Source organism: Psychrobacter sp. NPDC078409 (assembly GCF_050268505.1).
Lineage (GTDB): Bacteria > Pseudomonadota > Gammaproteobacteria > Pseudomonadales > Moraxellaceae > Psychrobacter.
This window is the reverse complement of sequence record NZ_JBNNGW010000001.1, coordinates 522,682-536,949: the sequence shown is the minus strand read 5'-3', so window position 1 is coordinate 536,949 and position 14,268 is coordinate 522,682. Positions and strand designations below refer to the sequence as shown.

8 protein-coding genes are annotated in these 14,268 nt (G+C 42.4%); all 8 read left to right on the top strand.

Annotation, left to right across the window (positions count from 1 at the left end):
* Positions 1-436 precede the first annotated feature (436 nt).
* The 8 genes from ACQKC9_RS01895 to nhaC all read left to right on the top strand — a co-directional run bounded on the left by ACQKC9_RS01895 (position 437) and on the right by nhaC (position 14,254).
* Positions 437-988: a hypothetical protein gene (locus ACQKC9_RS01895; RefSeq protein WP_427620292.1), complete on the top strand. Its 552-nt coding sequence runs from the start codon at positions 437-439 to the stop codon at positions 986-988.
* Complete coding sequence (locus ACQKC9_RS01890; RefSeq protein ID WP_427620291.1) at positions 981-3,410, top strand: hypothetical protein; 2,430 nt, start codon at positions 981-983, stop codon at positions 3,408-3,410. The genes ACQKC9_RS01895 and ACQKC9_RS01890 overlap by 8 nt, the downstream gene beginning before the upstream one ends.
* A complete protein-coding gene (locus ACQKC9_RS01885) occupies positions 3,403-6,609 on the top strand; it encodes a tyrosine-type recombinase/integrase (RefSeq protein ID WP_427620290.1) in 3,207 nt (1,068 codons plus the stop codon). The genes ACQKC9_RS01890 and ACQKC9_RS01885 overlap by 8 nt, the downstream gene beginning before the upstream one ends.
* 289 nt (positions 6,610-6,898) lie before the next feature.
* Positions 6,899-7,840, top strand: coding sequence for a LysR substrate-binding domain-containing protein (locus ACQKC9_RS01880; RefSeq protein ID WP_427620289.1), 942 nt, complete (start codon positions 6,899-6,901; stop codon positions 7,838-7,840).
* Between the two features lie 252 nt (positions 7,841-8,092).
* Complete coding sequence (locus ACQKC9_RS01875) at positions 8,093-9,364, top strand: 2-aminoadipate transaminase (protein WP_427620288.1); 1,272 nt, start codon at positions 8,093-8,095, stop codon at positions 9,362-9,364.
* 210 nt (positions 9,365-9,574) lie between these two features.
* A complete protein-coding gene (gene hglS / locus ACQKC9_RS01870; RefSeq protein ID WP_427620460.1) occupies positions 9,575-10,948 on the top strand; it encodes a 2-oxoadipate dioxygenase/decarboxylase HglS in 1,374 nt (457 codons plus the stop codon).
* A 157-nt stretch (positions 10,949-11,105) separates the two neighbouring features.
* Entirely contained in the window at positions 11,106-12,596 is a 1,491-nt protein-coding gene (gene amaB, locus ACQKC9_RS01865; RefSeq protein WP_427620287.1) for an L-piperidine-6-carboxylate dehydrogenase, read from the top strand.
* 200 nt (positions 12,597-12,796) lie between these two features.
* Positions 12,797-14,254, top strand: coding sequence for a Na+/H+ antiporter NhaC (nhaC, locus tag ACQKC9_RS01860; RefSeq protein ID WP_427620286.1), 1,458 nt, complete (start codon positions 12,797-12,799; stop codon positions 14,252-14,254).
* The last annotated feature ends 14 nt before the right edge of the window (positions 14,255-14,268 follow it).

Genomic DNA, 14,268 nt, shown 5'->3' with positions numbered 1-14,268 from the left:
GAAGAGTTGAAAGATAAGCGAATGAGTCTGTGAGTAAGTGTCGTAACACATAAGCTTAAGTGGAGTAGCCCTCAAAAAACAAACAAAAAAAAGCCTCACTTCCTATTTAAGGAGTGAGGCTTTTAGTGCTTTTTCAAGCCATGTTTGGAGCGGGAAAAGAGATTCGAACTCTCGACCCCAACCTTGGCAAGGACGTAGAACTATTTTACATAACTAGCTTTTAACTATAACTATATGATATAAGATGATTTATTTTATATAAAATATCATTGTGTTTTATCATGTTAGTGTAGTAAGTAACAAGTTATTCATATTTTAGTCACCGTAAAAATACGCATATTGACACCTAATTATTTTTAAGATACGCTAGGATTACTTCTACCCTATCATTCATATTTCTCAGCTAATTTATTTTTCTAAAGAGCAGAGGTGTTCAATGACAGAAAAACCTGTAGCTCGTAATCATTTTTTCACTCCTAGTTATACTCCGTTGACCGTGCATCCCAAAGCGGCCCTAGCCTATAAAACGTGGCTGAAGTTTCGTCCTAAAACCTCACCTATTCATCTTGCTAGTATCAATAAGTACCATAAGCCTCCGACAAGAATTATATTTTGCGATAAGCAAGGTTATCTATATTTTGATAATTTTGAGCGCATGACGAATATTATTCATCACGAGTCTGATGTAAGTCAGCCATTTATAATCATTACGGGTAATGATGAGCAAATTACTAAGATGGCCTGGGCAGATGTATTGAGATTATGCTTCCATCGGGATGTCGACCATGTCTCTTTATGGCAGCATCTTCAGAAGCATTGTGCTCAAACAACGCTGAAAGAGCTAATGGGGTGTGATAGTTTATTTAATGAAGATTACTGTAACTTCGCCGGCATCAACATCGACCAGTATTTGTATGCACAAAGGTCTTTGAAGCAAGAGAAACAAGCGTTTGATTTACCACAAAACATGGACTGGACCAATGGATGAAGTAAAGAGATGGCCTGTTAGCACCATCAAGGCCGAAAAGGCTCATGCTTTGATCAGACAGATTGTGCCACATGATTCACCATTGTCAGTTCAAGTGCAGAGAGTTATTTTTGGGCTGATAATTCTGTCTCCAAACTACTTGATGACAATTAGTGATCAGAGTGCCGGTTTGAGTTTGACGGAGCTAACGTACGACGAATGCAATACTATTATAGAAGCAGTAAATCATCATAAAAATACTGATGTTTGGTCCGTTTCTTATATGTTAGCCATATTTACTGCTTACTATAGGCAAAAACCGTTCACTGACAAATCTTGGCTTTTTATGAGCAAGTATTTGCAACTTATATTACTCATAGTAAAGCGTCAGGATAAGCATTTTAATAAAGTTAACAAGCTTGGCGTTCGCATAAGAATGTCGTTAAAAAAGAACTCATCTCAAACAGCAATTATTGATGAGTTGATAGACATACATGACTCATCTGCCAATGTCTTTCAAAACTTCGCTGATATCGAATTATATGAACAAGATATGCGGCATAGGGAGGAGACAGGTTTAGTTAAGACTCACAATCTAGCTAAGAAGATAGGTGAGATAAGACTTGCTTATGAAGTTGTTATTAAAGATAAGAGTTATATTGAAAGGCAGCGTAGCGGAGATGGAAACTCTTTAATTATAAAAAAAGTGAGAGAAGACCAAGATGTACTTCTTACGGATGAAGAAACTCGACGAATGCGTTTCCCTAAAGAGTACTCAGACAACAATGTTGTTAAATCAGAAAACATAGCTGACGATGACCCGCCAGCACTTTTAGACAACAAATATAACCCAACTAAGAAAACAGCTAAATCATCGCAACTACAGCAGTACCAAGTCAAAACCAGTTACCTACACAGTAAACGTAATCGATTTATGTTTCCCAGTAATACCAGGCTATTAACAGTATCTGATTATCAGTCGGTTTTTGGAAAACTATGGGACATGATATCTGATCAAGAGCAGCGTGTTAATCGGGTCGCTGCTATCTTGCTACTATCAATGATAACCGGTAGGTCAATTCAGACCGTGATCAAGGAGGTAGCCGCTAACAAAAGCCAAAGACAGTTTTTGGTGGAAGAAGAGGGTGGTGTCACAGTTATTCGAAATAATATTAATGTCACTGGCAATCGGCGCGATAAGGTTAAGCCACTTACTAAAAGTCATAGTAATCATTTTAGTTTACCGCTGCCAGAACCCTTAGATGTGGTATTACAGTATAAATTTGAAATAGAACCAGCCGAAGTCAATCAGTTTTTAAAAATACTTAAAGAATCTCTATCTTTATCTTTATCTTTATTATCAAATCAGCATGTTGAATCAGCGCTAGCATTTATTATTACTCATCATATCAGAGAACCATTGCACTCAGACATCATAACAGGTGTCGAAGTGGAGCATTCAGCACCGCTCTACTATACTAGTATAAAAACATCGTATTTAGTCAGTACCTATCAAGCGGCAATTAAAATATTGAGTAATCGATGTTTTAAAAGCTTGAAGACTATCGATTTCTATAGACCCAATAAATCTAAAAAAATTTCACATTTACTAAATCCAAAAAACCATAAATTATGGCAAGCTCACAGATACCCTTATTTGGTGGATATGCCAATTGTCGCTAGTAACATTAATAAAATCTACATTGGTAGTGAGATGGCACTGACTGATAAAGTATGTGGTCAGTTTTTCGCACTGCTTGCAGAACAAGTGCATGGCGATAAACAACAATTAAATCATGGCGTAAACGATCGCGAAGATGAATATCTCAAACAATTCAATGCTTATAGTTTATGGCTCTGGCACATTATTCAGATACAAGCAGGCATAAGACCTGTGAATGACGCACCTGGACTTCTAAATCAATTTAATTTTAATCATGATATCTATTGGGTTTCCGATAAATCCATACGACAAGGCAAAGATTATGGTCGCCTTATTCCTATCAGCTCTTTTCTAAAAACGGCGATAAAAAACTACATTAGTTATATAGAACACTTTGCTAGTGTGCATAATCCTTTGTATCCGGAACATAAACTTGAAATCGACCAAATTTTGCATTCAAAAGTGCCTTTTTTACAGATATTTAGCTTAAATCCAAAAAAGTTTATGCCTATCACACCAAGACGTATTAGAAGTATAGTAGGCAAGGCTCTTCCTCATCAAGACAATTGGCTGCGGCATCAATTACGCTCCATGCTGACCAATGAAGTCAACGAATTATACATCTGTGCTTTATTTGGTCATGAACATGCTGACCAAGAGATATTTCATCCTATGTCTTCTGAATGTATCAATCAATATAGAAGAGAGCTATTGCCGCAGTTAGATCGTGTGGCAAAAAAGCTTGATCTTAAACAGGTGGAGATCAAGCCCCATGTCTAAATCGTCAGAGTTATCATCGCATGAGAAAAGAGCGGCCAACTTACAGCGGCAGAAGCTAGCGTTCATTAACAAAGCTAGAGAGATAGTCACTGAGTATTTATATGAACATCAACCCTTTGATGAATCCGATATGGAAGAGCATTATTGTGCTATTGATAATGAGTTATCGAACATTTTCAAAACATTCAATCAATACCGCTGTGCAAGAGTAGGGTTCTTAAAAGCTGTCAGAAATTATAATAAAGATAACAATTGCGCGCTAGATGAACCTGTTGTTCCTATTGTAGCCGAACGGGACAAACTCACTATAAGCTATGAATGGTTCGTTGAAGGTTCAAAAGTTTCAGAGACGTGGCAAGCCATGCAACTAACTTGGCAACGTAAGCTCAAGTTCAGCGCTAATGATTATGTCTATTATTTTTTGTATAGTAGTATCATGTTCGGTGGTTTAAATGATATCGACGCATTAAGAGCGCTATACCAATGGCTGTTTAGCGAGCGAAAACTATATCTTGTGAATCTAAAAAAACAGTCTGAACCTCATCATAAATTAGATGCTGATACTATTTTACTCGTGATTCCTTTAGAGATCAGAGATGATAGATATGGTTGTAGAATTGATGGCAACGATGATGTATTGACTCGCTATGTGTCTTACGTTCCTGACGACCTCAGTCTCATATTTTTACATGCTTTAGAGGGCACTGATCTAAACAAGTGTAAAATAAGTCAGTTCGAGACAATCGTTAAAGAGCTCAATAATAAGTTTGGGCTCACTTGCCGCGATCCGCAAAAAATTCATTTATCGCATCTTATCAAATATGCTAATTTTCACTGGCGCCAATGGCCTGGTAGCGCTATTGATGGGGCCGGTAGTTTAGTCATGCAAGGACAGCTTAAAAGCACGTCATTGCCTACAGAGCAGTTACTCACTTATAACCAAGAAGACATTCAAAATACTCAATCCGCTATTAGTTGGCAACAGCTATTTGTTCAAAGCATATCATCGAATGATAATCCTAAGTCCAATACTAGCTATCCTGCTTTTAGTAAAAATATCATCCAGCTCATTCAAGAGAGCCTGAAAGGAACTCGATCATCTGCCAAAGAAAAAATAAGTCACCTAAAAAATGATTTTCCTCAGCCTAATGCCATACGTCTGCACGGTTGGGTGCTGTCTTTATTAGAAAGTAACCAAACCAATCTAAACTCAGTTAGTAAATACGTTGGTTGTATTGGACGTGAATGGCTTATGCTGACGATAGATGAAAAATTAGAGGGATGGGGTAGCAATGATTATGAAGACATATATGAGCAAATTATCTTAAGCAAAGTCAAGGATGCGCGCAAAAAGGATGTTTTACAGAAAGACCCAATTGATGATCGAGACGATATTGAGCTTGATGAGAATGATATCAAGAATATTGAAAATGATGATTTAAATGATCCAAAATCTAATGTAGCACAGGCGCTAGATGAAAGTAACGACGCAAAAAATGTGAGTCAACAATCAATCAGCTTAGATGAGCTCAAAAACACTCAGTCTTATACCTATGGGCGATTACGCGCTTTTCATCGATATCAGATGCAGTATTTCGATGCTCCTGACGTGATTTTTGCATGGGGAGAAAATAAGCAGGTCGTCAAAGCAAGTATGGTATCGCCTCGAGTGTATAGCGCCATGCATAGCGCTATACAAGCATCTGAATTAAACCATAGCCAAAAGCTTTTATGCCAGACGATACTGATTCTAGCGTATCGTACTGGCATGCGCATTAATGAGATTGCAGGTATAAAACTCAAGAATGTAAAAAGTATCTCGGATATTAGCGTTGTACTGACGCCAAACCCTTATCTACGTCTTAAAAGTAGTAGTGCTAAAAGAAGAGTATTATTAACGGCGCTTTTAAAAAAAGATGAGTTAAAAATATTGACGTTGTTTATTGCTCAGCAAGAAAGAATAAGTGCGGCCTATTTGTTTTCACAAGGGGCGAGTAGACAGCCACTGCCAACGTACTTCTTTAGTAATTTAATGAGGATATTATGGGATGAGGTGCTTGGGCAAAATAATTATGATTATACTTTTCATAGTTTCAGGCATACTACGATCAGTCAACTAGCTTTAGCTATCAATAAGTCTGCATTAGCACAGGTAATGACTGACTATACCGTCGAGGACTGCCAAAATATTGCTGACAGTCTTGCTGGTTACCATCAAAATCAAGGTGCTTGGTTTGGGTTAGCGAGCTTCGTAGGTCATCTGACTTGTGATACGACCTTTGAGCATTACATCCATACGGCGCATTTATTAGCGGGAGAGCAGTTAAGCCAAGCAAACATCAAAATACCTTTCACTGTTTTTCAGAATATAACAGGTATAGATTATCAAAAGGTAAATTATCATAGTAAAATCGCTTATGATAAAGCTTCTAAGATGGTAGCACTAAAAGAGTTGAGACCTTATTTTGCCAAAAAACTAAAGGCGCATCATGCTCCTTTATTCACAGCGCTTGATACAGACAACCCGTTTATGCATCAGAATAATAGCGGAGAAGAGGCGAGGGCTTGTTCTATTTTTATTGATGCCAGATACAACGCGGTGATTAGCTTTATAAGAGCATTGGACAACTTCAAATCAGAGTTGCGTGAAAAAGAATTGGAACACATCGCGATAAAAAAAGGTATTCATTTACTCAATGCACGAAAGTTATATAAAAATGCTAGTAGCTTAAATAATAACGACAAGCTCATCACTCAAGTTAAAGGTCAAACTGCTCAAGCGATTGTTACAACAGCATTAGATATAGCGTATCAGATGTCAGTACATAACCCTGATAAATTAAACCAGTTTGTCAGAACCTATAAGCAAAAGCATATCACCTCTAGATCGTACTTAAAGTTTGGCATTAAACAGTCTCAACATGAGCTATTGGCTGAATTTTTGAAGATAGGCTGTGAAATTATTGCCCCTCAACATTGGCAACTGACTTCTAGTAGTATAAAAGAGGTTAGGGACTTTAAGAAAAAGTATAAATTAGATAGTACCATTAGAGTAGAAGCTAGGCAAAGCTGTGTAGGCTTTGAAGTTAGAATTGTTAGAAAAATGAACACTAAATCTGAAAAACAAACTACTTATGAGTCGTCCGGCGTCTTGAAGTTTTTGGGAGAGGTGTTAGTGACATTGATTGATATTACCTAATACGATCAAACAGCTTTGATAATGCGCTCATAGAGAGCTTTTAATATGTGTTGAAGAGTGAGTTTTAATGTAATTGGGTGATTAGTGGAGAACTGCTTTGCAGCACCGCAAGGCCAAAGCTATGCTCGCATTTGGGCTAATAATAAGAAGGGTTTAGACTATAATTGTTAAGCTGCGTAAATAGGATTACCTAAGTTAATTTTTATGAAATTGACAATAGAGGCCAGCACGAGTAAACGGAATTTATTTTTAAACTCTAATTTATAAGATATAAAAGAATGAACAAATTATGAAAACTGAGACTCAAACCCCACTTGCTTTTAGAAGATATCCCTCAACCACGGCTATGCAGTGTTTTGAAACAGCAGCGCGACATTTGAGTTTTACTAATGCCGCGCAAGAAATGCATATGACGCAAAGCGCAATCAGTAAACAAGTGGCGCAGCTAGAGGAGATGCTCAACCTATCGCTTTTTTATCGGACACCGCATCGCATCTCGCTCACGCCTGCAGGCAAAACGTATTATTTGGAAGTGTTGGACATTCTCAAACATATCGAAGCGGCGACCACCAGTCTGATGTCAAACAGTGACAACTCAGAGGTAATTAAAATTGTTACCCATCCCACTTTTTGCGCACGTTGGTTGATACCAGCACTAAAAGGATTTAGCCAAGCACATCCACTGCTCAATTTAAATATCAAAGAGCTGGCTATGCCGTTTTTTGCCGAAGACCAAAATGTCGACGTGGCTTTTATGTATGGGGATGGCATCTGGGGCGGTATGGAGTCGATAAAGCTGTTTGATGAGTATACAGTCGCGGTCTGTCACCCTGAGTATCTGACAGATAAACCGCCCTGCATAAATCATATCGATCAGTACGCCTTGTTACAACTTAGCTCACGCCCGAGCGCATGGTATGAATATTTTAGGCAGCAAGATATCAGTATTGATGGTACTTTTGTTGGTCCGCGTTTTGATACATTTAATGCCATTATTTCTGCAGCTTTGCTGGGCTATGGTATCGCGCTTGTGCCGATACGGTTAATTGCGACAGAGTTGCAATCAGGCGCTCTGGTATCGGTATGGGATTATAAAGCCAAGGGCAGGGGAGCGTATTACATGTCGTATCCTTTATCGCTTGGCAACTCGCATAAGGTAAAGGTTATTTTAGAGTGGGTATCCGCGTATCTTGCCAAGTCAAACCAGCAGGATTTAGATAGTATTGTCTGATAGGCGTTTGATATGGTGCAATTCATTTAGACATTATCGTGTCACAGAAAGTAGACATTGATGTATCAATGAACAATCATTACGGAAAATATCGCGACCGCAAACCGTATAATTGACAGTAGACAAGCCAGCTTTATGCTGGCTTTTTTTGGCAATGACAAAAAGGAATGGCACCACAACTAATATTCGTTTGCTGATGATAGTAGGTTTTGCTGAAATAAAGCTCTTATTCAAGGAAGATGAGAGATTGATATGGATCAGCTGCACAACGTTACCGATGCCTTTACGATGGTACATCCAATAACACTCACCAAAGGCATAAATGCAACGGTGTGGGATGACAATGATCGACGTTATATTGATTTTGTCGGAGGGATTGGGGTTTTAAACTTTGGCCATTGTCATCCTCATATCGTGAGTGCCATTGTCACGCAAGCACAGTCGCTTATTCACTACGCTTACAATGCGGCGGCGCACGCGCCGTATCAGACTTTTATGCCCAGACTGTGCCAGCTGGTGCCTATTGAGGGCGAGCTTGCCGGTATGCTCACCAACTGCGGTGCAGAAGCCACCGAAAACGCTATAAAAATTGCTCGTATGGCAACAGGTCGCACAGGCGTTATCGCTTTTGATGGTGGGTTTCATGGGCGCACACTTGCTGCTGTCAATTTGAATGGTAAAGTTGCGCCTTATAAGCGAGGACTTGGGCCATTGGCAGGCGGCGTCTATCACATTCCTTTTCCCAGTCCAGACAATGACATTAGCGATCAGCAAGCCATCGATGCGTTAGATAGGCTCTTTGCGGTCGAAACTGATGTCAACAACATTGGCGCCATCATCGCAGAGCCTGTACAGGGTGAAGGTGGGTTTCAGATAATGTCGGCAACTTTTGCTCGATACCTACGCGACTTTTGCAACGAGCATAGTATTTTGCTCATTATGGATGAGATTCAGTCAGGCTATGGTCGTACAGGTACGCCCTTCGCTTTTACCCACCTAGACATTGAGCCCGACATGGTACTGCTCGGTAAGAGTATCGCTGGGGGCTTACCGCTGGGCGCGGTGGTCGGTAAGGCGAGCGTGATGAATGGACGTCCCAAGGGTAGCTTGGGCGGTACGTACTCGGGCAATCCTGTCGCTTGCGCGGCGGCAAATGCTACTTTAGACATTATGCAAAAAGAGGAGGTATGGCAGTCTGCCAAGCACTATGCCAAGACCATCGAAGAGACGGTTACCGCGTGGCAGCAAGAAAACATCTCTCCGTGGTTGCACGGACTCACAGGCGTGGGTGCCATGCGCGGTATCGAGCTGCGTCATCCGATGCATGGCACGCATCCTATCATCATGACCCATGTGTTAAAACACGCCCGAGAGCATGGGTTGCTATTGATGCCTAGCGGTAAATACCGACATATTATTCGCCTGTTGCCACCGCTCACCATAGAGCCTGAGACGCTAACCGCTGGACTCGACATCTTAAAAGAGGTGCTCATGGCCTTGCCTGATGAGCTACCAGAAACCTAATGCCTGACTATAAACATAACCACTTTCGATACGGTCTCAATGTGTCTTAATGCGATTTTGAACGCCAACCTTGATGATGAATACATTGTTACTGTGCTGTATCGACATACTTTATAAACCAAAACTGCCACAGCTTTTTAAAAAGGATAATGACTTGTGAAATCTACTTTGATAAACAGCGATGATATTCGCCACGAATTTTCTATTGCGATGTCCGAGATGTACAAGAAAGAAGTGCCGTTATACGGCGACTTGATTGACTTAGTAAGCGACGTCAATACAGAGACGCTGGCGCAGCATCCTGAAATCAGACAACAGCTTGAGCACAGTGGCGAGCTGGATCGACTCAATATGGAGCGTCATGGGGCAATTAGATTGGGCACAGCGGCTGAGCTGAGCATGATGCGTCGACTGTTTGCGGTGATGGGTATGTACCCTGTTGGTTACTATGACTTGGCGCCTGCAGGGGTGCCTGTACACTCGACTGCCTTTCGAGCGATTGAAACGGAGTCATTGAACAGAAGTCCATTTCGAGTCTTTACCTCTTTGCTGCGCTTGGATTTGATTGCTGATGAGCAGCTCAGACAAGAGGCAAGAGCGGCATTGGACCAACGCCAGATATTTACTGATAACGTTATCGACTTAATTGAGCGGTGTGAGCAGCAAGGCGGACTCACCAAGGATGAGAGTCAGCAGTTTGTCAAAGAAGCGTTAGAGACGTTTCGTTGGCATGACAACACACCCGTCTCAAAAACACTGTACCAAAGCCTACTAGCACAGCATGGTCTCATAGCGGATGTGGTCGGTTTTAAGGGGCCACACATCAACCATCTGACGCCCAGAACGCTCGATATCGATACCGTACAAGCTCGCATGCAAGGTAAAGGCATTGCACCAAAAGCCATCATAGAAGGACCCCCTAAACGTGATTGCCCTATCTTGTTACGACAAACGAGCTTTAAAGCGCTAGAAGAGGCCGTCAGTTTTCAAAACGCAGAGGGCGGCTACGACACTGGTCACCATAGCGCGCGCTTCGGTGAGATTGAACAGCGCGGCGTGGCCTTGACACCTAAAGGTCGTGCGTTGTACGACAAACTACTCAATCAAGCGCGCGAGCAGCTTGGCGGGACACCGAATGAACACAATGCTGCAAAATATTATCAACTGTTAGACAGCGCATTTGAGGCGTTTCCAGATGATTATCAAGCGCTGCATGATGAGGGGTTGGCCTACTTTTATTATCGGGCAGTTGATGATGGCGTCGATATGAGTACTGCCATATCTGATCTAGACACCAGTGCGTCGCAAACAGAGACAGCAAAACAAGCCATTGCCGATTTGATCGAGCAAGGGGCTGTTCGGATTGATCCTATCGTCTATGAGGATTTTTTGCCAGTCAGTGCGGCGGGCATTTTTCAGTCCAATCTGCATGATGAGAAGCAAAGCGATTATCAAGGCCTGTCCAATCAGCAGGAGTTTGAGCAGGCGTTAGGGGCGGCTGTTTATGATGAGCTGGCGCTTTATCAACGCCTACAATCTCAGAGTTTAGAGCTATGTTTGCTGGCTTTGGATAGTAAAGCTTAGCGCTGAATGCTTGATGAGACTAAGCCTGAGCACGATATTGACACGCCATTCCAAAAAGGAATGGCAGTAAGAAATTAATTATTTTGCAACTTATCTTGTCAGCAGTTAATTTAATAAGTGTTTCAAGGAAGCATAAACCACTATAAGAGGATTGAGTATGATCAAGCAATATATGTCCGCCATGGGTGTCGAGGAAGCACAGTATCAAGATGGCGATTTTGAGGTTAACAGCCCCATTGATGGCGCTGTTATTGGCAACATTACTTTGGATAGCGTTAATGATGTCGATATCAAAGTAGCTAATGCCAAAGCAGCATTCAAAGCATGGCGCACCGTACCTGCCCCAAGACGTGGTGAGCTGATTCGCTTGCTTGGTGAGGTATTGCGCGAGCACAAAGAAGACCTAGGTATGCTGGTGTCATTTGAGGCTGGCAAGATCAAACAAGAAGGTCTGGGCGAAGTACAAGAAATGATCGATATCTGTGATTTCGCCGTTGGCGTATCGCGTCAGCTATATGGCCTAACTATCGCCTCAGAGCGCCCAGGTCACCATATGCGTGAGACGTGGCATCCGCTTGGTGTGATTGGCGTGATCTCTGCCTTCAACTTCCCTGTCGCGGTATGGTCTTGGAACACAGCACTTGCCATTGCTTGTGGTAATCCTGTGATCTGGAAGCCATCAGAGAAAACCCCATTGGTGGCCTTAGCTTGTCAAGCGATGTTTGAAAAAGCGCTTGCTAAGTTTGGCGATGCACCCGCGCACTTGTCGCAATTGCTACTTGGCAAAACAGAGGTGGGTAATGCCTTAGTTGAGCACAAAGATGTGGCGTTAGTCAGTGCCACGGGTAGTACGCGTATGGGCCGTGAAGTGGGGCCAAAGGTAGCCAATCGTTTTGGTAAATCCTTACTTGAGCTTGGTGGTAACAACGCCATGATTTTGACGCCAAGTGCAGATTTGGATTTGGCGCTACGCGGTATTCTCTTCTCAGCGGTCGGTACGGCAGGTCAGCGCTGCACCACACTACGCCGTTTGTTTGTCCATGAGTCTATCAAAGACGACATCTTGCCAAGAGTTAAATCTGCTTACGAAACCGTCACTATCGGTCATCCATTAGAGGGTAACTTAGTAGGTCCACTGATTGATAAAGACAGTTTTAACAACATGCAAGACGCTTTGGAAAAAGCGCGCGCGGCGGGCGGTAAGGTAACAGGCGGCGAGCGTGTACTGGCTGACAAATATCCTGATGCTTACTATGTCAAACCTGCGATTGTAGAGTTTGATGAGCAAAATGACGTTGCTAGAAGTGAGACGTTTGCGCCCATCTTATATGTCATGACTTACCAAGATTTCGATGATGCCATCGAGATGCAAAATGACGTCCCTCAAGGTCTATCCTCTTGTATATTTACCAATGACTTGCGTGAAGCGGAGATTTTCTTGAGCGATCGCGGCAGTGACTGCGGTATTGCCAATGTCAACATCGGTACCAGTGGCGCTGAGATCGGCGGATCATTTGGCGGTGAAAAAGAAACAGGTGGTGGCCGTGAATCGGGTTCTGATGCTTGGAAAGCCTATATGCGTCGTCAAACTAACACCATCAACTATTCAAAAGAGCTGCCGCTGGCACAGGGCATTAGTTTCGGCTAATAACAACACGCTTACTTTCTTTTATCCTTTTTGACTATTCATTATTAAACCGGTTGCTGGGCATATTTGACCAGCAACCCACAACACATCTGTGTCTTTTGAGCGAGAATTTTTTGTAAGCAGCAATTTTTTAAAGGATTGAGCAACGACGGACGAGGTTGCCATTATTATCAATTACTACTAAGGAAGGTAGCACTATCATGATTGATGACAAACTGCATAACCCTGATGTTGATGGCTATGGTCCATCTTCTAATTTTTTACTTGATATTGCCCCCCTCGTATTGACTGCCATTATTCTGATGGTGCAGTTTTTTATATTCAAAGACTTTACCCCCCATATACCTTTGGCTTGCGGTATTTTGATTACTGGCTTGTTTATGAAGCTGCGTGGTCGCGACTGGCAGGGTATGGAAGATCGATTTTTAAAGGTCATCAAAATTGGTCTGCCAGCCATGATCATTTTGATGGGCGTGGGTATGCTTATTGGTTCATGGATTATTGCAGGCACCGTGCCGACCATTCTTTATTACGGTTTTAGTATTTTTTCTCCTTCCTCGTTTTTGTTTTCTGTCTGTATTATCTGCGCCATTATCTCTGTTGCGACAGGCACGTCATGGGGTACGGTTGGTACCGTTGGTCTTGCGATGATGGGTATCGGTATGGGATTAGGTATTCCAGCACATTTCACAGGTGGCGCTATTGTGTCTGGTGCGTTCTTTGGGGACAAAATGTCGCCATTATCAGATACCACGAACCTTACGCCAGCAGCGGCAGGTGTTGAGCTGTGGGAGCATATTAGAGGTATGTTGCCAACGACAGTGCCAGCTATGGTGACCGCTTTGGCTATCTATGCGTGGATCGGGATGGGCTACGGGGATGACAGTATCGATCTGTCTTCTATTCAAGCGTTACAGACTAGCCTAGCAGATAACTACAATCTGAGCGTGATTACCCTATTGCCTGCGCTTGTGGTCGTGGCGGCCGCTGTGATGAAAATGCCAGCCATACCGACGGTGCTCGGCGGTGTGGTTGTGGCTTCATTGATCGCTTTTTTTATGCAAGGCGTTGGGGTTAGTGAGATCTTTAGTGTTTTACAAAATGGTTATGTTAGTGAGACAGGTTTTGAAGTGGTGGATAAACTGCTATCGAAAGGCGGCGTTATGTCGATGACGTGGGTCATTACCTTAACCATATTTGCGCTCGGTTTTGTCGGCTCCCTTGAGCATTACGGCACGCTAAAAGCCATCATGGCAAAAATCGATCAGGCGGTGAAGTCGCGTATCGGCTTGATTCTGACCACGTATGCTAGCGTTTTGGGTGTAGGTACGATTATCGGTGACGTATATACCACTTTGGTACTACCGGGCCGTCTATTAAAAGACAAATATCAAGAGATGGGCTACAAGCGCACGACTTTGACACGCTCTATCGAAGACAGCGGTACGTTGTTATCACCGCTCATTCCATGGAACATGGGTGGTAGCTTTGTCGCGGCAACCCTCGGTATCGCCACACTGACGTATGCCCCGTTTGCTTTTGCCTGTTGGTTGTCTCCTTTGTTTGGTTTGCTATGGGCGTTCCTAAATAAATTTATACCACGTGAAGAGCCTAGCGCAAATAAGCTCGGCACCACTGCTTCTATCAATGAAGTCTGATACCAGAGGAGTAT